27 protein-coding genes are annotated in these 23475 nt (G+C 27.6%); 11 read left to right on the top strand and 16 right to left on the bottom strand.

The annotated features are described in order from the left end of the window. Positions 1 to 164 precede the first annotated feature (164 nt). From IC173_RS09540 to IC173_RS09485, 12 genes are all read right to left on the bottom strand, one after another. Positions 165 to 1502, bottom strand: a complete 1338-nt coding sequence (locus IC173_RS09540) for a sensor histidine kinase (RefSeq protein WP_227855464.1) — start codon at positions 1500 to 1502, stop codon at positions 165 to 167. Positions 1503 to 1521: 19 nt separating this feature from the next. After that, a complete protein-coding gene (locus IC173_RS09535) occupies positions 1522 to 2232 on the bottom strand; it encodes a LytR/AlgR family response regulator transcription factor (protein ID WP_227855463.1) in 711 nt (236 codons plus the stop codon). Between the two features lie 195 nt (positions 2233 to 2427). Further along, positions 2428 to 4548 (bottom strand): FtsX-like permease family protein, encoded by a 2121-nt coding sequence (locus IC173_RS09530; RefSeq protein ID WP_227855462.1) that lies wholly within the window; start codon positions 4546 to 4548, stop codon positions 2428 to 2430. Next, entirely contained in the window at positions 4538 to 5290 is a 753-nt protein-coding gene (locus IC173_RS09525; protein WP_227824650.1) for an ABC transporter ATP-binding protein, read from the bottom strand. The genes IC173_RS09530 and IC173_RS09525 overlap by 11 nt, the downstream gene beginning before the upstream one ends. A gap of 228 nt (positions 5291 to 5518) precedes the next feature. Continuing rightward, the gene (locus IC173_RS09520) at positions 5519 to 5695 is read right to left on the bottom strand and encodes a hypothetical protein (protein WP_227433563.1); all 177 of its coding nucleotides are present in this window, start codon (positions 5693 to 5695) and stop codon (positions 5519 to 5521) included. Between the two features lie 201 nt (positions 5696 to 5896). Then, the gene (locus tag IC173_RS09515) at positions 5897 to 6478 is read right to left on the bottom strand and encodes a TetR/AcrR family transcriptional regulator (protein WP_227433562.1); all 582 of its coding nucleotides are present in this window, start codon (positions 6476 to 6478) and stop codon (positions 5897 to 5899) included. A gap of 318 nt (positions 6479 to 6796) precedes the next feature. Beyond that, a complete protein-coding gene (locus IC173_RS09510; RefSeq protein WP_227433551.1) occupies positions 6797 to 7624 on the bottom strand; it encodes a MerR family transcriptional regulator in 828 nt (275 codons plus the stop codon). Positions 7625 to 7724: 100 nt separating this feature from the next. Beyond that, complete coding sequence (locus IC173_RS09505) at positions 7725 to 8498, bottom strand: CPBP family intramembrane metalloprotease (RefSeq protein WP_227483060.1); 774 nt, start codon at positions 8496 to 8498, stop codon at positions 7725 to 7727. A 251-nt stretch (positions 8499 to 8749) separates the two neighbouring features. Then, positions 8750 to 9187, bottom strand: coding sequence for a LytTR family DNA-binding domain-containing protein (locus IC173_RS09500; protein ID WP_227433549.1), 438 nt, complete (start codon positions 9185 to 9187; stop codon positions 8750 to 8752). Between the two features lie 256 nt (positions 9188 to 9443). Further along, the gene (locus tag IC173_RS09495) at positions 9444 to 9593 is read right to left on the bottom strand and encodes a YvrJ family protein (protein WP_227433548.1); all 150 of its coding nucleotides are present in this window, start codon (positions 9591 to 9593) and stop codon (positions 9444 to 9446) included. 16 nt (positions 9594 to 9609) lie between these two features. Then, entirely contained in the window at positions 9610 to 9834 is a 225-nt protein-coding gene (locus IC173_RS09490) for a DUF2922 domain-containing protein (protein ID WP_227433547.1), read from the bottom strand. Positions 9835 to 10143: 309 nt separating this feature from the next. After that, the gene (locus IC173_RS09485) at positions 10144 to 10365 is read right to left on the bottom strand and encodes a DUF1659 domain-containing protein (protein WP_227433546.1); all 222 of its coding nucleotides are present in this window, start codon (positions 10363 to 10365) and stop codon (positions 10144 to 10146) included. 423 nt (positions 10366 to 10788) lie between these two features. Here IC173_RS09485 and IC173_RS09480 point away from each other — a divergent pair, with 423 nt between their 5' ends. The 8 genes from IC173_RS09480 (at position 10789) to IC173_RS09445 (ending at position 17454) form a co-directional block, all read left to right on the top strand. Then, positions 10789 to 11559: a nucleoside phosphorylase gene (locus tag IC173_RS09480; protein WP_227433545.1), complete on the top strand. Its 771-nt coding sequence runs from the start codon at positions 10789 to 10791 to the stop codon at positions 11557 to 11559. A 314-nt stretch (positions 11560 to 11873) separates the two neighbouring features. Next, positions 11874 to 12131 (top strand): Mor transcription activator family protein, encoded by a 258-nt coding sequence (locus IC173_RS09475; protein ID WP_227433544.1) that lies wholly within the window; start codon positions 11874 to 11876, stop codon positions 12129 to 12131. Between the two features lie 451 nt (positions 12132 to 12582). Then, positions 12583 to 13977: a conserved phage C-terminal domain-containing protein gene (locus IC173_RS09470; RefSeq protein ID WP_227433543.1), complete on the top strand. Its 1395-nt coding sequence runs from the start codon at positions 12583 to 12585 to the stop codon at positions 13975 to 13977. A 272-nt stretch (positions 13978 to 14249) separates the two neighbouring features. After that, positions 14250 to 15551, top strand: coding sequence for a DnaB-like helicase C-terminal domain-containing protein (locus IC173_RS09465; protein ID WP_227433542.1), 1302 nt, complete (start codon positions 14250 to 14252; stop codon positions 15549 to 15551). A 66-nt stretch (positions 15552 to 15617) separates the two neighbouring features. After that, complete coding sequence (locus tag IC173_RS09460; RefSeq protein ID WP_227433541.1) at positions 15618 to 15893, top strand: Mor transcription activator family protein; 276 nt, start codon at positions 15618 to 15620, stop codon at positions 15891 to 15893. A gap of 250 nt (positions 15894 to 16143) precedes the next feature. Next, a complete protein-coding gene (locus IC173_RS09455; protein ID WP_227433540.1) occupies positions 16144 to 16374 on the top strand; it encodes a 4Fe-4S dicluster-binding protein in 231 nt (76 codons plus the stop codon). Further along, the gene (locus IC173_RS09450; RefSeq protein WP_227433539.1) at positions 16367 to 16948 is read left to right on the top strand and encodes a 4Fe-4S binding protein; all 582 of its coding nucleotides are present in this window, start codon (positions 16367 to 16369) and stop codon (positions 16946 to 16948) included. Before IC173_RS09455 ends, IC173_RS09450 begins: the two co-directional genes overlap by 8 nt. A 356-nt stretch (positions 16949 to 17304) precedes the next feature. Next, the gene (locus IC173_RS09445; protein WP_227433538.1) at positions 17305 to 17454 is read left to right on the top strand and encodes a type I toxin-antitoxin system toxin; all 150 of its coding nucleotides are present in this window, start codon (positions 17305 to 17307) and stop codon (positions 17452 to 17454) included. A gap of 201 nt (positions 17455 to 17655) precedes the next feature. Here the strand turns inward: IC173_RS09445 and IC173_RS09440 are convergent, their stop codons facing one another. The 4 genes from IC173_RS09440 to IC173_RS09425 are packed head-to-tail and all read right to left on the bottom strand — an operon-like array spanning position 17656 to position 20696. Further along, positions 17656 to 18252: an ATP-binding cassette domain-containing protein gene (locus IC173_RS09440; protein ID WP_227433537.1), complete on the bottom strand. Its 597-nt coding sequence runs from the start codon at positions 18250 to 18252 to the stop codon at positions 17656 to 17658. Further along, positions 18253 to 19020, bottom strand: a complete 768-nt coding sequence (locus IC173_RS09435) for an ABC transporter permease subunit (RefSeq protein WP_227433536.1) — start codon at positions 19018 to 19020, stop codon at positions 18253 to 18255. Beyond that, complete coding sequence (locus IC173_RS09430; RefSeq protein ID WP_227433535.1) at positions 18989 to 19996, bottom strand: ABC transporter substrate-binding protein; 1008 nt, start codon at positions 19994 to 19996, stop codon at positions 18989 to 18991. Before IC173_RS09430 ends, IC173_RS09435 begins: the two co-directional genes overlap by 32 nt. A gap of 49 nt (positions 19997 to 20045) precedes the next feature. Beyond that, a complete protein-coding gene (locus IC173_RS09425) occupies positions 20046 to 20696 on the bottom strand; it encodes a Crp/Fnr family transcriptional regulator (RefSeq protein WP_227433534.1) in 651 nt (216 codons plus the stop codon). A 190-nt stretch (positions 20697 to 20886) separates the two neighbouring features. Between IC173_RS09425 and IC173_RS09420 the strand changes: the two genes are divergently transcribed. From IC173_RS09420 to IC173_RS09410, 3 genes are read left to right on the top strand one after another with little or no spacing between them, the layout of a single operon-like run. Beyond that, the gene (locus IC173_RS09420; RefSeq protein ID WP_227433533.1) at positions 20887 to 21579 is read left to right on the top strand and encodes a GTP-binding protein; all 693 of its coding nucleotides are present in this window, start codon (positions 20887 to 20889) and stop codon (positions 21577 to 21579) included. Next, on the top strand, positions 21579 to 22334 hold the full coding sequence (locus IC173_RS09415) for an ATP-binding cassette domain-containing protein (protein ID WP_227433532.1): 756 nt from the start codon (positions 21579 to 21581) through the stop codon (positions 22332 to 22334). Before IC173_RS09420 ends, IC173_RS09415 begins: the two co-directional genes overlap by 1 nt. Beyond that, positions 22321 to 23235, top strand: coding sequence for a hypothetical protein (locus IC173_RS09410; RefSeq protein ID WP_227433531.1), 915 nt, complete (start codon positions 22321 to 22323; stop codon positions 23233 to 23235). The genes IC173_RS09415 and IC173_RS09410 overlap by 14 nt, the downstream gene beginning before the upstream one ends. The last annotated feature ends 240 nt before the right edge of the window (positions 23236 to 23475 follow it).

Raw genomic sequence — 23475 nt, 5'->3', positions numbered from 1 at the left:
TATCAATGCTTACTAAAAATGAAATATTAAAATCACTTTGAGACAGTTGAAAAAGCTCACAATTTATATGTGTTTATATTATTATTAAAATATAAATTAAGGAAAGTCATTTCTGGCTTTCCTTTTTGGAGTTTTTTAAATATATTAAGATTCTCAGCTTAATACTAACACAACCTAATATAAAGAAATAAAGAAAAATCTGTATCAGTATAAGAAATATTCAACTCTCCACTATACTTATCAACAATTTCCTTGATATTTTCAACACCATATCCATGAGATTTACTATTATCTTTATCTGAAATAAATAAACCATGTTTTTTAATGATAGGATTTACCTTGTTATTTGTTAATAAATAGCTAAAATACTCATTTTCACAACGTGCTTTTAGCACCACTTTTCTATTTGATAAGTCAGAAATCTTTAAGGATGCTTCTATAGCATTATCCAAAGAGTTTGAAAAAATAGTACATAAATCCATTGGCTCTATACCAAAGTGATTGTCTATATCTATATTAAAATGAACATCAACACTATTTTCTTCCAATTCTGTATGACGAAGATTTAAAATTGAATTAAGGGCAGGGTTTTTACAAAATTGCTTACCACTTAAAGTCCCAAAACTAAGTTTTAATTGTGTAAAATAATCTTTAGCTCCATCAATATCTTCAACTTCTAAATAAGACTCAATCATTTGGAAGTGGTTATTTATATCATGTCGTATTTTGCGTATCTGAACCTGTTGATTCTCTAGTAAGTCGTAATATTCTTCTTTTATATGATTCGATTGATTTTCTAACTTCATCTTTACATTTTCAATTAATGGATTTAAAAGAAGTATCACACCAATATTAGCTATGATTGCAGATAAAATAATTAGATAAGTACCATAAGGTAAGTTACCTAAAATAATATTATAATCGCTACCCATAGGAATTAAATTAGTGGGTGGCAAAATAATGGCAATTAATATTGATAAAAATGAGGATATACATACTATATCAATAAAAATCCATATGCGATTTGTAAGGTACTGTTTTATATTAACTAATCTATTTTTTAAGAAAAAATGTATCAAAAACCATAAAAATACTTTAATTATGGCAGAAACTATCTTAAAGATTGAAAGTACTACAGTATACTCACTTGAGCTTACAAGTTCTCTATATAGAGGATTGTTTATAAAAAGAAAATTAACACCAACTATAATAGGATAGAGTATCATTATAACTGATACTATAGGAATCAACCTACTTTTACTACAGACTATAAGGAGTATAAAATATCCAAGTAGTGTAAAAAGTATATTTACAGGGTCAGAAAGCCATATTATCATTTGACCAATAATAGAATAACCCAAAATCAATATTATTTTAAAAATCCAATGTTTCCTAAAATCTATAAAATAAGATGTTAGCTTATAAAGAAAAAAGGCCATAAAAATGCTAAGTAAAACTGTAATATAAATTGTAGCTTTTGATATTATTGAATAAGTATCCATTTGAAAACCTTTCTAAAAATTAAGATTCTAGCATATGTCTTGTAAATTTTCCTACAACTTCTTGATATTTTTGACGACTTATAGGAATTTTTTCATTTTGTACTTTAGCATATGTTTGATTTATACTGTCTACATAGTTTAGATTGACAATATATCTTTGATGTGTACGTATAAAATTAGATGGAAGAATATCTTCCATATCATTTAGTTTTCCATAATACTCTAAAGATTTGTCAGGGGTTACTACAGTCAGCTTTCTTAATTCACTTTTAAAGTAGAAAATGTCTTTTGTATTGATTTTACAAAGGTTAGTTCCAATCTGAATCGTAATAAAGTGTTCTTTCCATTGTTCTAATTTTTTTAGTGCTTCTTTTAAGACTTCACATATTTTTTCACTTTTATAAGGTTTTAAGATATAGTTTAAAGCTCCTACATCATATCCATGAAATACATAGTCAGAAAAACCTGTGACAAAGATAATTATAGTATCTTTTGAGTATTTTCGAATGACTTTTGCTATATCAACTCCATTAATTTCTCCAAGTTCAATATCTAAAAAAATGATGTCCATATAATAATTTTCATGTTCTAGATTATATATTAGACTTTCTCCATTTGAGTATTCTTTTATCTGGCAGGGATAGCCCCATAAATCCATTTCTCTTGTGATGATTTTATTTAGCATACTTCTTTGTTGTTTTTCGTCATCACAAATACAAATTGAAATCAATGATTATTCTCCTTTCAAGTTTTATATTTATATAATTAAGTATATAATAAATTGAGCTACCTAGATACATAAAAGAGAAAATATGTCTAGGTAGCAAAGTAGAGTCTTACTTAAATAAGTTTTGACTAAAATCGTACAGATAAGAATTATATAGACTTACTCAGAGAAGTTTTATCTAAAATAATTTAAGCAAACTTATTTTGAAATTCCAACAATTTCTTTAAATTTTTTGTAAGTCAACAGATATATAAGGTACATATAAACCCCACAAACCACTAGTAAACCTAGATTTATCAGAAGAGCATTGACTTCACTATGAACAATTCTACCATCATTGTTTACCATAATCATAAAGTTAAAAAGATATATTACAAAACTTCCAGTAATAAGAGGGTATGAAAAGATTTTCTTTAATTGGTTGCGAATACAGAATTTTATATAGTCGTTGTTAGCACCTAATCGACTCAAATCTATAAAAATCTGTTTGTGATTTACTGCTATTGTAACACCTCTTGTATATGCAATGATTCCCACAGCCGTAAAGCAGATTATACCTACATAGATAAATAACATCAAGAATACTGCTGTATTTTTTATCATATCTTGACTCTGCAAAGTTTTAAAATTAGGATAGTACTTCCATTGGAGATATAATTGATTATTATCTGGAGTTAATTTTAAAGAACCTTCTCCACTTGGATATTCTTCATCCAAAAAATACTTTTGACCAGTTGATTCATTGCGTTTTTTCACATATTCATCATACATAGTGTATGTTCCCATTTCCTTAGGTGTTCTTTTTATAATCTCTGACTTTAAATCATTAGCAAAAGCATAGGTATCTGTAACTTTATCTACATTAAATAGGATAGAATTATTGTAGTTATTTATAGATAAACCTTTAGTAAATGCATTATAATCGTCTTCACTAAGGACATAAGCAGTCATACGAGCATTTTGAAAGAAAGAACCATTAAATATTAGGTTTCCAGAATATTTAAAAGGAGTTTCTTTTTCTGTGGCTGGGCTTGATATAAATTTTGGAAAATCATAATCTCTATTATTATTTTCTTTACTTACAACAGCAAGATATTCACCATTTTTTATACTGATAGGTTTATCAATTAATTTAGAGAAATCCTTAGAATTAAAGAACATGGCTAAAGAATGTTTTTTCATATATACATCATCAATAGTTCTATCTTTATTAAATATTGATTCTGTACCATCTACAATTAATTCAATAGAAGGAAGTTCCATATAGTTTTGGATTTTTACTTTATGCTTATCTGCCAACTGTTCAATTTCTTTTTTAGATATTTGATTCACTCTTTGGTTATAAGTGAATGTGTAATCTATAGGATTCTTTTTAGTATTTTCATTAATTCCTGCAATCACATTAGGTATATAGAATACAGCAAATAAGGCTCCTGCAATTAAAAATGCAATAACACACATATTTTTTACAGTTTGCTTGCCCATAAATCTCATCATACTAGTAGATATAATATTTTTGTAGTATTTTTCTGGATGTTTTCCTCTTTTTGCATGTACTACTACATATGTCATAATCATGTAAATTCCAATAGCAGAGAATACATACGTAATGTTCCATATAGATGGCATCATGTAATTAAGTTCACTTATGACTATTGAAGGTACTACATAACCTAGAAGAAGTCCTAATACCATAAAAAATGTTCCCAATATACCATACCAACTTTTTACCTCATGCACTGGTTCAGAGATTCTTTGGTCATTTAGTATATCAATTATATTTGTACGATTGATAAATTTTACTGAAAGTAAGAAAATACATAGAGTTACAAATATACAAAATATGAAACCATATATAAATCCTTGAGTTCCAAAGTGGTATGTCATTTCTCTTGTATCAATAATTACCAATTGGAATATCTTCCATATACCAAAAGATACAGGCATACTCAATAGAAGACCTAAAAGACAACAGACTATTGAAATAAGGAGTATTTCTGAAAATAGAATTTTTTTCAAATTTTTCTTATCTGTCCCTAGAGCCATAAAAATACCAATTTCTCTACTTTTAAATTTTAAAAATAGGGAAGAGGCATAAGTAGTAAAAACAGCACATCCTAATATAGCAACTGCAAATATCATTATGGCTTGTTTTCTACTATCTCCTCCAGTTGGAAGGATTGTTTGCACTGTAGGACTAAAATAAATTAAAGCATATGAAGTTACTAAGACTACAGAAAGTATTATACAAAAGAATAATGTTGTATAGTTTTTCCAATTGTAGGCTCGAAGTTTTCCATATAATTTATTAATTGTCATCTTGACCGCCTCCCATTTCTTTTAAAAGTTCCAATAATTCATCTAGGAATTCACGTCTTGAATTTGATTTTACGACTTCTTTGTAGACCATTCCATCTTTAAGGACAATGACACGGTCACAAAAACTTGCAGCAAAGCTATCATGTGTAACCATGAATATAGTGGCATCTAACTCTTGTTTGGCTTTTAGGAATGAGTCAATTACTGTACGACAAGATTTGCTATCAAGATTACCAGTTGGCTCATCTGCTAATATCAAATCTGGATTATTCATAAGAGCTCTTGCTACTGCTGTACGCTGTTTTTCACCACCAGATATTTCAGCAGGGTATTTTTTGCGTATATGTTCAATACCAAATAATTTGCATAGGCTAGTAGCACGGTTTTCCATTTGTATAACTTTACCACCTTTAATAATTTGTGGAACACAGATATTTTCAAAGACACTAAGACCATCAAACAGCATAAAATCTTGGAATACAAAGCCCAACTGCTGATTTCTAACTTCGGAAAGTTCTTTTTCTTGTAGGTTTCTTATATTATTGTTTCCAAGAGTTATTTCACCTTCATCAATTGGTATAAAGCATGAAATGCAGTTTAAGAGAGTTGTCTTTCCACTTCCAGATGCACCCATGATTGCAACGAATTCTCCTTTATTGATTTCAAAAGAAATATTTTTTAATACAGGGTACGTTTTATTACCTGCCTTGTATGATTTACATAAATTGTTTACTTTAAGCATATATATCATCCTCGCTTTCATTTATCTTGTAAGTTAATGATAGCATTTGAAAGGGGTATGGGAATATAAGTCTCATTGTAAGAATTGGGTGTTTTTTTGTAATGTTTGAGTTAGAAAAATTTTTGAAAAGGTATTGTTACGATTATTTAGATAAAAGATATGTTGATGTATAAATGGTAGTCTTTTTTGTAAAATAATTATCTATTTTTATTTTATAATATAAAAACACTATTTTTTTACTAAAAAAGCTACCACAATCAATAACGAAAATACAATTGAAAGTATTGAAAAAGTAAAGTGAGAATTTGAGTCATTATTGCGATTATTAAGTTTTATCCAAAGTCCACATATAATTGTACATATCAATAAAACTGCTGATATTATCCCTATAAATGTAAAAAACATTAAAATTCCCCCTTTATTTAATGTAAGTATTTGAGTCCATGAGAATATCTTTAAGTTCTGTCAGAGTATGGCTGAGTTATGTATCAAAACTAAAAGACATATAATTAAACTGAAATAGTACTAAATAGATATATAGTTAAACTGAAATAGTATTAAATAGACATAATACTAAATAGATATAAATACTAAACTGAAATAGTACTACTTTATGGTGTCTATTAAAAATAACTCTAATTGAGAGTCAATTAAAGCACTTCTTTTCTCTGCATCCATAATATCAATACCACTGTATCTTAAAAAGGCATTAGAACGAAGAAGAACTAACTGTATAAATGAAGTTATTTGATATGCAATAACCTTGTAATCTTCTTCAGTTTTATTGTTGTCGTGATTTTTATAATGAGCTCTAATCAAAGGCAATATTTCAAATGGATAAATAATGTCTTCTTGAACTAATATGTAAGGTACAGAAATCTCTATAAATTGACTATATAAAATTATAACATCACAAAATGTCATTAACATTTCTTTTAACTCTTGCTTAGGTGTTAGATTTTGCTTATCATGTGTAGTTTTATATTCATCCATATGGCATTTTAAAATTCTCTTAATAGCAGTATTAATTAGTGCTTCTTTAGATTTAAAATAATAATTAATCATAGCCAAATTGACATTTGCTTTAGCTATGATTTCTCTAGCTGTGATACTTGAAATATCTCTATTTGAAGTTAATAGCTGAACTGTTGTGTTAATTAGTTGCTCTTTTTTTGAATCTATTTTCATATTTTTCCCCTTAAGAATTCCTCATAAAAAAATTAAACGTGTTTAATACACGTTTAGATACTATCACGAAAGCTTTTATATGTCAATGGAGGGATAGTTTTTAAGGAGGATAGTAGGGGGCAGTTTTGTATGACATTCAAAAGGGAACTGATATAACTGTGAAATTAAAAATGTCTAAAGAGAAATACTTTTGGCTTCAAAGTGTGAACTGTAACAGCTATACATAAGTGGGTGTAAGCTATAATATAATGTTTAAAGGTCTTATTAAGACGTATAATAAGACCTTTAACATTAATATGTAAATATTTATATTGAAATCTATTTAACTTTTATTACTGGTATCTGAATTTCTGTAAGATAGTTTTCAGGATTTTCCTCATTATGAACCCCTTTATGACCAATTTGCCTATTGATACCAGACATTTTATAATCACTATTTTTATCCAGCCAGTAAGCAAATGACTCATACCCACCAGCTATATTTTCATATGGGCCATATACCATACTACATGCCATCATATCAACTGCCTCTGTCTCACGATATATAAATCCAGATTTGTTTTTTCCTAATTTCTTTACAACCGTTCCAACCTCTATATCTACACCACAATCTTTCAGTTCTTCATCATGATAAAGTGCTATATTGTTGCTTGCTTGGTGGGATATTTCTATATGTTCTTCTTTAATAAATTCATATAATTTTTCCCACAGTATACCTTCATGGTGATAGTCTGGAATTATTTCTCTAAGCGAGATAATCTTATAACTGGGAATTTCCTTAAAGATAACATTGTAATGAATCTCATCTTTATTGTCATCTATAGCCTTAATCAATTTATTAATATTATTTATTCTTTGTTGTTCTTTTTTAACTTCATCTTGTATTTCAATTTTTTTTCGATTCAATTCTTTAATCACAAGTTCGTCGTTCCAATTATGAATAATATTTGATATCTCTGAAACAGTAAATTTTGAATCTCTTAGTAAAATAATTCTTTGTAAAGTTGAAATTTGGTCAGCAGAGTATAGGCGATAACCTGTGTATTTATCTATCTTTGCTGGTTTTAGAATACCAAGTTCATCATAATAACGTAACATTCGAATAGAGACTTGTGTTAGTTTTGAAAATTCTCCAATTTTAAACATGAAAATATGACCCCCTTCTCACTTATAATCAGTATATATTTTGTTTTTGTATACTTCAAGTGTTTAGGAAAATGCATTTAATTATCAGTTTAATCTATAATCAGCAGTCTAACTCAAATTCAAATTCGTCTGATTTTATCTTCTCAATTTCAGAATTAATTTTCTGTTTAAATTTAGTAGAAGAAATTATGTAAATAATTAATATGAGGCAAAATATTATTTTTACATATTGAGCCATTACGTAGGCTTCAATAGGGTAGTAAGAATATAGTTGAATGGTAAAGAAGTCACACATCATATGTACAAATCCACCTGCTAAAATACTTCTATGTGTATTAATATATACAAATGTAATAACAAAGTTTAGAAGTATAGTAGATGGTATAAATAAAAGTGCATCAAATAAAGAGTATTGCAGTAGATTATATGGGATTTGACCAGGTGTAAGATACCATCCCAAATACCAAACTCCACAAATAGTACCTAAAATAATTGAAGCACCTGTAAATCCAAATCTGACTAATAATTTATCAAGAGAATACCCTATCCATCCAAATCCTTGGCTAAGTATACTTAATATAAAGCTTATAAATAGCATAATTGGTATTTTATAAGGTGTATAAATAGCTATGTGCGTCCAATCCACATCATTAATTTCTAGATGAAAATATTTTCCTATTAGTAAAGAACAAATTACAATTAAAGCAAAAAAGAGTACTGTTAATAATGGCCATTTTACTCCTATTTCTTTGAAGCTAAAGCTCCTGTAAAGAAAATCTTTTCTTGCGCTATTTGGATATATTGTGAAAATAAAAAGTAGCCCTATGACGGAAGGGGCTGTATATGCGAAGTAAAAAAGAAGTTTTCCAAGCATGGTATTTGTAACTCCTAATAATACAGGTGTAAAGCTAAATAACCAAGTCCATAATAGAGTGCTTGTAAAGAAAAAAATTAAATTTTTATCTGAATTAAAATGGGGATTATATAATTGCATCTTATGTTCACTATCCTTTCATTTTGTTAATAGTGGTTTAATTTATATTTATTTTATTTTGACTATAAAGTTGATTAATAAGTAGATAATTAGTGATATTAATAAAATATTTTCGATTTTTATAATTTTTATTAAATATTTAGCTTATCTCTAATATTTTTTATGTAACGGCGATTTATAATAACTTTTTCATTATTTGATAAAGTAGCTTGCATGCGATTATGTGATATTACTTTTATACTTTCTAGGTAATCCATATTTAAAATCATAGATTTAGATATTCGTAAAAAAGATGTATTGTGTAATCGGTTTGATAATTCATATATTTTTAGGTCAACTTCAAATACATCATCTTTATAGTAAGCAAATGTCTTATTGCCAACTGTCTCAAAGTATAAAATATCGCAAATATTAAGCTTATAAATTTCTCCTGCTTTTTTACCATTTATATCTAGTAATGGTGTATTTAGTAGTGAAATTATTTTTTCAATATTATTGTCAATGGCAGAGCATTTTATAATTATTTCAATATCATCAAAATTAGTGGATTGTTCGACATGTATTTTCATTAATTATCACCTCATTTTATTACTGTCATTAGAATAGCATTATATTTTATTGAGTCCAACTAGATGAGTGCTAAATTTCAAATTAAGTACAGTTAAATTCAAATTTAAAATAGTAAAATTCAAATTTAAAGTGGTAAAATTCGAAAAAATACTACGACTATTTGGAAATGTTATCCAAATATCGTAGTACTTTTCATAGAATATCTCTAATTATTATACAAATAGACCTATCTTATGACTTACATATGTTGTCAAATTACTTCTCAAATGTCAAAATATTTTTAGATAGTACATCAATGCTGTTAGATAGTGTGTTCAATTTGCCCTCAATTCTAACCAATAAATACATGGATAGAGCTATAGGAAAACCAACATTAGTTATTAACAATTGTAAACTATCATCCATAAAATTACCTCCCATCCTAAACTAGGTCATAAGGAGTAGTATTAGTTTCTACAATCTTAGCTTCAACAGCAGAAGCAAGGTCAAATCCTCCAACTGAAAAAACATTTTTAGATACTATCAAATCCATAGCAGATTTTATATTTTCTTCAGTTAAGTCCTCCTTTGGATTTTCTATAGAAAAAGAAACTTGTTTATCCTTTGTATTCTTGAAACTCATGACTAATTTTTTCTTAATCTCCATACAGTTACCTCCACGATAATAATTTATTTTTTTAATTGCTTTAAGTATTTTAATTATTGTTAGGGTAGAAAATACTCTGGTATTGTTATACTTAAAGCAAAGCAGTATTTAAAATAACTAACATGTTTAATTTACGAACATATTTAAATTACTTAAGATATTAAACTGCTTAAAGTATCAATATATTAAGTGTATAATTTGTTAAATTTATATAATATCAAGTGTATTATATATTGAACATGATATATAAATAGTTGATGAATTTTAATGTAGACTATAATCATTAGTATAGACTATATTTGAAAGTTACTATTTAGATAGTGATGTGCTATCTAGTTTTAAAATATCTACAATAGGATTTTCTTGAAGATTTGCGATTGCTTCTGCAACTGCATAAACATCATCATTTGATGCCTCTGCCTTTACATTTGCGAAAGATTTACTTTTAATAACTGCCTTACCCTTATCATCAAAACCAGCATCCAATTTCAGTTTTATACTAGATAAATTTTTTGTTGAAACAACTGCCATAAAACTACCTCCTAAAAATTTAATTTCAAAGATTTGTCGACTTTCTTTGTTAAATCTATAGTATCATATAAGATAATATAGGAGTTAAACCGTAATTTCTTAAGATTTTTTGTTAAAATCTTATAGAAAACTTTATAAGTATATATATTTTAATGATTGATTGAATGTTTGTATGCTCTATGTGCAATAGTTTTTTATTGATTTTGCTTAGAATATTTTCTAGAGGGGATAAAATGTTTAATATGTTTGTTTAGAATGAACTATCTAGATGTATCCAGTATCTGTGTCCAGTAGCTAGATTGTAAGTATATACCTTTAATTATTTTAGCTAGTTCATCGTGATATAATATACTCCATATGTTGAACAGGAACACGATATTGAACAACAATATGCTATACTAAATTTTGAGAGGAGGTTATATTGTGAGTGAAATTCTGTTGGAACAGTTTGACTCTGATTTGGGAGAGATTTTGATGTCAGAATATGTAATAGAAAAACCTGATTGTCATTTTCCTGAGACTATCGTATGTGAATTTTCAAAATCTATGATACAAACAATTGTTGAAAAGTATAATGGTAAAAAAATAGGTCGTTTAATTAATGTTGCTGGAGATATACCAATTTATGAAGTATTTTTCAAGAATGTAAGAATTGGAATTTGTCAGGTTATGGTAGGTGCAACAGCATGTGTAACCAACTTTGAAGAATTAGTTGAGTTAGGAGCAAAGAAGATATTTATCTGTGGAGAATGTGGTGTGTTAGACAATTCTATTGATGATGCGTATCTAATCATTCCAACATCAGCTATCCATGATGAGGGCACAAGTTATCATTATCAACCAGTCTCTGGTGAAATTATACTTAACCCACATGGAGTTAAAGTTATTGAATCTGTATTTAAAAGAAAAGGATTATCATACATAAAAGGTAAAATATGGACTACTGATGCTCCATATCGTGAAACACCTAATAAAATACTTACACGGAAGACACAGGGGTGTATTGCAGTTGATATGGAATGTGCTGCTGTAGCTGTCGCAGCACAATTTAGAAATGTTATATTTTCACAGTTTGTTTATGCTTGTGATAATCTAAATTCAGATGTATGGGAACAACGAGGATTAACTATACATCCTATTTCACAAAAAGTACATACTTTTGAGCTTGCAATGGAGTGTGCTATTAAGTTGTAAATTTAAAGTGTTTTAACTTGTATTTTTTAATTTTAAATTACCAAAGCAGTAAATCGATTAAGGTTTACTGCTTTTTTTATTGTTGAATTTAAAAGTGATATATAGCTATATGCTCCTTCTGGAAAAATATTATTATATTAAAAATGCTTTAAAAGTGTTCGTTTTAGTCTAAGGTTTATGTTAAAAAAATTATTAAATTTAATCTGTAAATAAAAAAGTTAAAAGTCCAATATTAACATTTTACTCTTAAACCATTAAAATCTTTATTAAAGCTACTAAAGTTATTAAAAATATTTTAAAGGAGAGTGTAGTTTATGAAAGTAAAATTAGAAGATATACCAGTTCAGTTTCATGCAATGGTGGAAATAGTGGGTATTGATAAGTTTGTAGAGATTGCTAAATTGTATGGAGGTACAAACACTTATATACCTACATGTAAGGGGATTTTTAGATATGCAAGAAATAGGGAGATAGTGAGACAATTTAATGGGGTTAATTATGGGGAGCTCGCCATTAAACACAACATGTGTGTAAGCAATATTAAGCGAATAATAAATGAAAACAGTATATAAGTTGTTATACAAAGTATTTTGTAAAGATTAAGTGTGAAGTAGGTAAAAGACATTTTATAAAGTTTTTTTAGACAAAATTACTAAATTTATTGCCTATTAATTTAAATAGATTGTATATTCTATAAAATATTCTGTTAAATAATGGAGATATATTGAGAATTCAAAAAAAATAGTCGAAAATATTTGTTGGATAAAAAATAAACAAAATGATACAATTGCTTGTATAAAGGGGAAAAAACAATAAATAAGCTATATAAATAAAAAAATATAAATAAATATGACATAATATATTTGCATATTTAAGAATATAAATAGGGATTTTAAGGGATTAATAAGTATATTTAAAATATATTAAAATAAATATATATTTAAATTTAAACTTTATGTTATCTATATAAAGTAATAATTATTGAGAAATGATTACTTATTAGTAGAAAAGGGGTTAGTAGATATGAATAATGGATTTTATAAATTGAATTCAGTAGTATTAGGCTTTGATATAACAAATGATATTAATAAAATAAGATTTAATCATTATATAATGAGAAAAGAAAATATACAGAGATTGCAAGGTACTTTACCAAGAGGTCAATTTTATATGACAGTAAGAAGAACTGCTACAGATTTACAACTTTCTATTTCTACTATAAGTAGGCTTGTAAGAGAGTTTTCAGATTTAGGAGTAATAAGGCTTGTGTCTAAGGGAACAAGGGGGAAGATGCATTCTATATATAGCTATATCAGTTCAGAAATTAGTGAAGATTTATTTGATAGTACTAGTGAAAATTTACTTGATAGTGATGAAACTATAGATTTTAACTATAACAGTGTTGAGAACTATGAATTCAGTAATTTAGAGTATAATTATGGAAATATTGAAAATAAAGGTTGTATTGATGAAGATTGTATTTATGGTGGTGGAATGTCAAAGTACAATAGTGCTTATGATAATACAGAATGTAGTAACTGTGCTGACTGTAATATATTAAGTAGTAAGAATAATTCTGCTAATAAAAAAAGCAATGACTTAGCTTCTAGTGGAATAAAAAATTCTAGTAAAAATACTAGTTCTAATAATGAAAATATCAACAATGAAAATATCAACTCTGAAAAATCTGTTATTAATTTTACTAATGTAACTAATAAAATTAAAGATTATACCAAAAAAACACTTATTGGAGAAGAACTTAAAATCGAAAACTCTAATTTAAAATCGAGGTCTTCAAATGTTAGATTTAATGAAACATGTAATGACATAGATAAAATAACTAAAAATGACATAGAAGATAATCAAAGTAAAAATGCTATAAAATTAAGTAATAGTAAAGTATTTAGTAGCATGAATAGAGATGGTAAAAAGAGTGGTTTTGATAATATTCATGATACACAAAAAGAAGATAAGTTTGTAACAAATAAAAAAGAATCCTTAAATAAATTTAATAAAAAAAATATACAGCAAAGCATTATAAATATGCTAAATAAAAAAACAGGAAAAAACTTTAAAATCAATTCTCCAACGAGCATAAAACTTATCAACGAAAGACTAAAGGAAGGTTATGTCTTAGAAGATTTCTACAAAGTTATTGAGGTAAAAGTAGCTAAGTGGAAAGATACCATAATGGAAATGTATATAAGACCAGAGACCTTATTTAGCCATAAATTTGAATCCTATGTTAATGAAAACATATCTGTAAAAAATCAAAGTGATGTTTACCAGTGTAAAAAGAGCGACAATAATAGCAGTAATAATTATATGTATTCTGACTATACCACGTATGACGACAGCAATCGTGAAAGAAAAAAACATGAAAATGCAAGGTATTGGAATCCAATCTGTGAATTTTAATTAGTCTGATAATGCGTTTATAGGTGGAATGAATTTATATATTTTATAGATGATAATGTGTTTCTAGCTAACATGTATTTACACATTTTACAACTGACCATGCATTTATACCTTTTTATAGCTGATAATGCATTTCTAACTAGTAATATATTTATATCTTTTATAATTAAAAGTATATTTCTAACTGACAATATCGTTGAAATCTAATATAAAAATAAAAGACTTAATAATATTAAAATATAAAACTTAAGAGGAAAGCGAGATTAATTTATATGGTTAAATCAAAAGCTGTTGAAATAGAGCAGGCTATTTTAGGCACAATTATTTTAGACAATAAATTAAACTACAAACTAGATGACTTAAATGAAAATATGTTTATGAACTCTACATGCATTGAAATATTTAAAATCATGAAAGAACTTAGAAAAGAAAATATAATAATTGATGTAGCAACTGTAAAATCAAAGATAGATGAGAAATCTTTAGCAATTAAAATGAGTAGTTTAACTAGTGTAATTACATGGGGTCAAACTTTTGGTATTGATGGTTATATAAAAATTTTAAAAGAAAACTTAGCAAGAAGAAGCATAAATCAAAATTGTCAAAGACTCTTGGAAGGCATAAACTTTGGAGAAAATATTGATACTTGCATCTATAAATTTGAAAATAATATAAGAAAAATCTTGGACAAAGATACTTATGAAAATGATGATGTACATAGCATAGCAGAAAAAGTCCTTGATTTTTTAGAAAGTAAAAAGGATGTTGGATTTAAGTTTGGGATAAGTTTGCTTGATTCGACTATAGGAGGTCTTTTTAAAGGAGAGCTAACGACAATAGCAGCTAAATCAGGGGTTGGAAAGACTGCTTTAGCTCTTCAAATAATGTTAAATTCGGCCAAGCAAGGGAAAAAGACTCTATTTATAAGTAGAGAAATGACAAGTGAGCAAGTGTTTATGAGAAATATATGCAAGATAACAGGAGTAAGTACAAGAAATATGAAATCTAAAGAGATAAGTGAAAGTGATTGGAAACTAATTGTAAATGCAATAGGAGATTTACGTGAGAATAACTTAATTTATATAAATGACAAGATAGACACAATCAGTGCAATTAGAAAGAGGATAAGGCAAATAAAGCCAGACTTATTAATTGTTGATTATGTGCAACTTCTTACATCTCAAAAAAGTATGGAAAAAAGAGAAAGAGAAGTAGCCACTTTTTCTAGAGAATTAAAAAGTATGACTTTGGATTTTGATATACCAATAATTCAGTTAAGTCAATTAAATGATGAAATGAAAGATTTTAGACCTTATGGAGATAGACCTATGAGGGATAGTAAAGCCATCTACCACGATAGCAACAATGTGGTTTATATACATCAATTAAAAGGGAGTGATTATGAAGAAGCAGTAAAAGATATAAGAGAAAGTGAGGAATTAGTTAGAGAAGCAGAGTACAGGGGAATTAAGATTGTTGATTTAATAGTTGCGAAGTGTAGGGATGGACAGACTAGGCATAAGCATTTTTGTTACTATGGGGATAGGTTGCATTTTCAAGAACTAAATTATTAGAGTAATGAGATAGCCATAACAAGCTTATTGAAAGTCGAAAAATAATATAAAATATGAGGTGAAAAGATGTTAGAATTAGAGGAAATCATAGAATTGCTTGAAGAACACAATATAGAAGTGAGTATTCCAAAGGAGTTACATAAGTATAATTTATTGGAGTATCTGAAATTGTGTCAACAAAGTGGGGGAACATATTTTTATATTAAGACAGTGGAGGGTGCTTTAAAAGAGGCTAGAAATGAGCTTATGATTAAATTGTTTAATGGAAAAAATTATATGGAATTAGCTAGAATGTTTGATATGAGTGTTATTAATGTCAGGTACATTGTTAGAAAAAAATAGATATATTGTGGATAAGGTAAGTGTGATGTGTATAAAGTTACGACTATAATTAAGTTTAAACTGTGAATAATAGAGTAAGAATGTGTATAAAGTTATGATTATTTGAACAACTCAATGTCGTTTATTTACTTAAAATCCTTCTACAATTAGAGTATAATTTCTAATCTCGATATCTTATGTGATTAAGTCACAGATAAAAAGTAAATATATTGTTATAATTCTTATAGATTAATAATACAGGGAGGTTATTATGTCTAATAAAAAAAAGAAGTATGCAAATATTTTAGAAAATGAGTGTGTAGCCTGTGGTAGCTGTATAAAAGTCTGTCCAAGGAGAGCTATCTCAGTACCATATGGTATTAGTGCAAAAATTGATAGAGACTTATGTGTTGGATGTGGTATTTGTAAGAAGGTATGTCCAGCATCTGTGATTGAGATTATAACAATATTAAAAGAGGAAGAAGGTAAGTGTCATGAATAATAAAAAACACTGGTATGACTATTTATGGATTTTTTCTTCTATATATTTGATATTGGGATTTGTAAATATTATTTTCGCTTGGATTGGGTTAATTTGTTTCTTTGTTCCATTGCTTATTTCTATTATTAAAGGAAATAAAGCGTACTGCAATAAGTATTGTGGAAGAGGACAGCTGTTTAATTTGCTTGGAAATAAATTAAAGTTGTCAAGAAATAAAGATATTCCTAAATTTATTAGAAGTAAGTGGTTTAGATATGGTTTTTTGACATTTTTTATGGTGATGTTCGCTAATATGCTTTTTTCAACTTATCTAGTGTTTGAGGGTAGTAGAAATTTTAAAGAGGTAGTGACTTTGCTTTGGACTATAAAGATGCCTTGGCAATGGGCATATCATGGGACTTTAGTTTCACCTTGGGTGGTACAGTTTGCGTTTGGTTTTTATAGTGTTATGCTTACATCAACTGTTCTTGGATTGATTACGATGATACTATTTAAGCCTCGTTCATGGTGTGTTTATTGTCCTATGGGTACTATGACTCAGATGATATGTAAGGCAAAGAGTAAGTCTATATAGATAGAATTTATGTGAATATGTAAGGAGTATAGATAGAGTTTGTATAAAATAAACTTGTCTATGCTTCTTTTTTATGTGTAAGGGCATTAATTAAGTAGAAAAATTAAAAAGAGTAGATACAAGGAATTTAGATAGCAATAATAATTAAATAATAAGATAGAATATAAAGCAATGAAAGAGGCAGAAAGGGAAAGAAAAAGAGGGTGAAGGAGATAGGAAAATAACTATATAATAGGTAAAATATGTAGGAATTATATGTTATAATAGTTTTAGCAAGAAGATGTAATCTACAATTTATAGAGTGGAGTTCATACAAAAGCTTATCCTCCCAACGTATAGAAGGGAGGTGAGTATGTGTGGATAATTTTTTACAAGGTGTACTAGCAAGTTTAGTTGCCAGTTTAATAGTTTACTTAACTGATAAATTGTTTAAAAAAGTAAAAAGCCACTCTGGCAGGAGTGACTTTAGTTTTGAACTAAAGATTAAGTTCAAAAAGAAACACTAATTTACGAACTCCACTCTACTGCAAATAGATTGTAGTTCTTCTTGCTTTTATTATATCACAAATTAGAAAAAATATGTAAAGTACTTGTTTTAATCGCAGGTACTTTTTTATGTAAAAATAAATTTGCATACAGCCTTTTTGGTATACAGAATTAGTAAGTTTGAAATAACATTCATATAAAAACTTTAGTTGACTTTAAAATCAATATATTGAAGGCATTTTAAAGTCAATTATTAACTTTTCATGATTTCTAAAGTATTTTATATCATCCATATCATGAGTAATTATTATAGCACTCTTATTTTCCATCTTTCTTATTACAAAATCCATAACCTTATACTTAGTTTCTGTATCCAGCCCTTTAAATGGCTCATCCATTATAAGCAAGTCAAAATCATATAATAAAGCTCTTAATATTGCAACCCTCCTTTTCATACCACCACTTAATTCCCTTACTCTTTTATTCATACAACCATTTAAGCCCAATACCTCTAAGGCACTTTCAATTTCTGAATTACCCAGATTTTCACATACCAACTTTATATTCAATGACACACTTAGATTTTCACACAAACTATCATCTTGGAATACTGCACTAATCTTTTTATTACTAATACCTACAATTTTTCCGCTATCTGCTTTCTCCAAACCCATTAATATTCTTATCAATGTTGTCTTACCAATACCAGAGGTTCCTGTTATAAATGAGATAGCATTATCTTTAAATACATTATTAAAATTATCTAAAACAACCTTATCATTATATTTTTTACTTAGATTCTCAATTACTATATCCATTTAGTTTATCTCCAATCTTTTTAATAAATAGTCTATTAATGATAAAAATCCCTTTTGAAAGCAAATACTTATTATAATGATAACTATAGTCCATGCAAATAAATCTGGTGTATTTAAGTATACTTTAGCTTTGTATAAGTTTTCACCTATAGAATTAGCAGGCATTCCTATTATCTCTGCTGCTATTCCAGATTTCCAACATAGACCTAAAGAAACACTACATGCTGCTCTTAGATATGGTGCTACCTCAGACAAATATATGTACCTTATTTTTTTTATCTTACTGACTTTAAATACTTTTGCCATATCATTTAACTCTCTAGATATACTATTTATTCCATCTAGGATATTTCTATATACCACTGGCAATACCATCAAGAAGGATATAAAAATAGACAGGTTCTTTGAAGATATCCATATTAGAGATAATATTATGAACGAAGCTACTGGTATAGATTGTATTGTAAGTATTAAGGGTTCAATAAGTATCCTAAAATTTTTTTTATTAGATGCTATTATGGCAGATATTATTCCAATGATAAAGGCTAATATAAATCCTGTTGTTATTTTCAGAAAAGAAAAGAGTATAGATTGCCAAAACTCAAACTTCATAGATAATTCGAATAACCTTTTCAAAGATGAAAAAGGAGATACTAAAAGTATCTCCTGACCAATTATCATACTACTTATTTGCCAAACGATAAGCCAAAAGATTATTGCTAGTATATGAGTTTTACTAATTTTCTTGTGTATAGTAGAAATCTTCACCTGGCATCTTTCCTCCTATTGACTTTGGATTAGCATCATAAAGTACTTGTAAGTATCCACTTAATTTATCTTTCATTGTATTGCCTTCTATAAATGTTATATTACACTTTGGAATTGCTTTTTTTGCTATCTGTGCTGGAACTATTTCATTTTCCTCAATAAGTTTTGAAGCTTCTTCTATATTATTGTTTGTAAAATCAACTGATTTCTTATATTCTTCTAAGAAACTTTTAACCTTTTCTGGATATTTATCAACAAACTCTTTTCGTGCAACAACAACTCCTGTTACTAAAGCACTTTCAGTATTTTTATCTTTATTTAAAGTATCCCATTCTTTTGTCAAATCCAAAGCTACTCTTAAGTTATCACTCTTAGTCAATGCTGTTGTTACAAAAGGTTGGGGAAGTAGTGCTATTCCATTTTTATCGTTTAATAATGCCGCCAAACATTCTGTATGTTCTGATTTGTATTCTATGTTGACATCTTTAGTTGGGTCAATTCCATTTTCTTTCAATATGTAATTCAAAGCATATTCAGGAGTAGAGCCTTTACCACTAGAATAAATAGTTTTGCCTTTTAAATCATTTACATTGTTTATAGAATTTCCATTCTCAATTATGTATAAAACTCCTAAAGTATTAATGGCTAGTGTTTCTATTTCACCATTGCTATTATTATATAAAACAGATGATAGATTTGCGGGAATAGCAGCAATATCTAGTTCTTTATTAACAAGCTTAGGTGTAATTTCGTCAACAGAATTTGCTATTGAAAATTCATAATCTTTTTCTTTCTTATCCTTTTCATCGCCAATCATCTTAACCATTCCCATTCCTGTAGGACCTTTTAGTGCTGTCACCTTTGCAACTACTTTAGTTTCTTCTTTTGTTTGTTTTTCTGGTGGGTTTGATGCACAACCTACCAATGAAATTATTATTAATGATGCCAGTAATAATATTGATAATTTCTTTTTCATAAAACCTTCCTCCTAGTATTTAATTTTATATAGAATCTGTTATTTAAGTTTATATTTCATATAGAATTTGTGTTAACTTTTCTTTATTCAATATTTTTATACACTTTTTACCAAACTCTAAACAATTTTCATTTTGTAATGATTGTAATTCCCTATATAAAGATGCTCGACTTACACTAATCCTTTTACTTAACTCCTCCTTAGAACATTCTAATAGGATAGTGTCATTTTTGCTAGTTTTTTCTAGTAAATATTCAATAACTTTCTTTTTACTAGACTGTATATTTAAAAACTCTATCTTTCTCAGTAAAAATTGTATTTTTCTATTACAATATCTTGAATACTCTAAAGCTACAGAAATGTCCAACTTCATCATATCTATAAAGCATTTTTTTGGATAAAAAACTACATAAACATCACTTTTGCATTTTAGTACAGTATCTAAGGATTCTTCATCAAATATATTAGAAATTCCAAAAACATCTCCTTCCTTTAGAATAGACATGTTAACTTCAGTTCCATCACTCGATATACAATAGATGGATACTTGTCCTGCTTTAACTACACCTACATAATATTCTTTATCAAAAAAATCACTTATAAATTGACCTTTTTTATAACTCTTTGCTTTTATCTTATCTTCTACAATGTATCTTTCAGAAAATAACTTACTATTTATTAGTACTTCCTTCTCATTCAAAGTCATCACCTTTTCTGATAAATATTCACTTTGATTGCAATAATATCACAGTATTTACCAAAATTCAATAATATTGATAATTATTTTCAATCAAGTTTATTTATTAATTGTCTCATCTGATACAATTTTTAGTAGTTTTTAATGCTATCATATCTCTTAACAAAATATGAAAGGAGACTTTACATAAGCCATGAAAACTATATTAATTTCTGGGTCATCCTCTGTAGGGAAGACCGCTTTAATAAAACATTTAATTCCATATCTTAAGTCTAATGGGCTTAACCCTTCAATATGTAAGATAGATTGTCTAGCTACTGATGATGATTTAATATATAAAAAATTGAATATACCTTATATTGTTGGACTTAGTAAAGACATATGTCCAGACCATTTTCTTATATCAAACATAAACGAACTTATACTTTGGGCTAAAAATAAAAGTAGCGATATTTTACTAATAGAAACTGCTGGGCTTTGCAATAGGTGTTCACCTGCAACAAATAAAACACTACACATATGTGTATGTGATTGTACATCTAGCTTTAAGACTCCTCAAAAACTAGGTCCTATGTTAAGTGAAAGTGATGCCATAGTTCTAAGTAAAATAGACATGGTATCACAAGCAGAAAGAGAGATAATATCATTCAATATAAAAAAAATAAATCCTAATTCTAATATATTCTTTATAGATGGATTAGTTGGTTTTGGTGTAGAGCTAATTTCAAACTATATAAACAATGCTAATATTCTAAACAATGACGAACATTTATTGAGACATACAATGCCAAGTGGGGTGTGTTCTTATTGTATTGGAGAATGTAGAATTGGTGATGAATTCCAACAAGGCATAGTTTCTAAAATGAATTTTAGAGGTGAATTTTAATGAAAAGTATAACCATATATCCTGGAAAAAACAAACTTGGTAATACAGAGAACTTTGAATCTCTAACTTTTTATAGAGGTCATATTTATTCCATTGTAGGTAATACTGGTTCTGGTAAAAGCAGGTTAATCAAAGATATAGATCAGTTTGTCAATAAAGATTCTTTGACTAATCGAAAAGTAGTCATTGATAATATGGAAGTTGCTATTGAGGAAAGAAATAAATTTTCTACAAATCTCATTTCTCATCTTAGCCAAAATATGAGGTTTGTTCTTGATTCTACAGTCGAGGAATTTTTAGTTATACATAAAGAATGTAAAAACAATACTTCTGTCTCAATAAAAGAAGTACTAGATGTAGCAAATTCCATAACAGCAGAACCTATTTCCCTATCTCAAGACCTTACATCATTGAGTGGGGGACAGACACGTGCCTTAATGATTGCAGATGTTGCTCTCATTTCAAATAATCCTATTGTTTTGATAGATGAAATAGAGAATGCTGGAATAAATAAAAATGTTGCTTTAGACATCTTATTGAAAAGTGATAAACTGATTTTTATAGTTACTCATGACCCTCATACAGCACTTATAGCAGAGAAGCGTATAATAATGAAAAATGGTTCAATCTTCAAAGTAATCAATAAGACTAACGAAGAAAAAGAAATCTTAGGCAAACTTAAAGATATATATGAATTTCAACTAGAATGTCAATATAAATTAAGAAAAGGAGAGACTCTTCATGAAAAATGTTAGGTTGTATTGGAGCAATATTTGTATACTTCATAAATATGAGAAAAACTATTTAGATAATTTAATTATGTCTTTAAAAGAGAAGGATATTAATTTAGAGGTAACTTATTTTGGTATAGGTTATCCTTACAAACTTAATGAATATTTAAAAAAACCAGACGCTTTAATTCCAGATATTATAGTTTCTACAGATTTAGAAGTGTATGAAGACAAGAATATCTATTCAAGGTTTTCAAGTAACTTATATCCATTATCGAATTATTTCAATATTAAGAGTGAGATTAAATCATCATCTATATATTTTGATGAAAGATTACTTCCATTTTTAGTTATACCATTAGTATTTTCTTATAACCAGAATTACAAGGGTTTGATAGATTCTATAAAAAACGTAATTGACACTGATACAAAAACTGTCATTGGTGGTATAAATAACTCTGGTGCGAAATCTGTTGTTAAAGCCATTTGGAGTAGGTATGGAAAAGAGTATGTAGAGAGATTTTTGTCCAATTCAACTATACTAGATATGCCAATACAATCATTTAATGATGTAAAAAATGGTTCGGATAGATTAGCTATAACTCCTAGTATATATGCAAAGCGTGCTAATAATAAAGATTTATTTATGTCATATCCTGATGACGGGGCTATAGCATTGCCATCTTATATTACTGCAAGTAAATCATTAGACGAAAAGACTATGTTAGAGGTATTAAAATCTCTTGTATCTAAGGAGTTTTGTAATTCTTTTGTGAAGTCTGCATCATTACTATCTTGCATCTATGATACTATAGAGGATAGTCTTATTAAAGATAATCAGCATAAGTTTTTATATCCTTCTAAAAAATGGTTAGATACAGTTACGACTGAAGAATTTTTTGAGGTTTATAATATGTATATATAATATATTTATTTTTACTTATTGTTTGTATGTTATTGTTTGTGACTAATAGTATTTTATATTTATGGATATATATAATTAGGCTAAGTAATCTTATTGAATCATCTTAGAGGAGAATTGTTTCAATGTCTAATGGTACTGTCGATTAATTATAATATTCATAGTCGATATAATTATAATGTGAGTTTTGTTTTTTAACAGAGCAATTATCATATAGATTAGGGGTTCTTAGGAACTCCTTTT

This window comes from Clostridioides sp. ES-S-0048-02 (assembly GCF_020658495.1).
Classification (GTDB): domain Bacteria; phylum Bacillota; class Clostridia; order Peptostreptococcales; family Peptostreptococcaceae; genus Clostridioides.
This window is presented reverse-complemented; position numbering and strand designations above follow the sequence as displayed.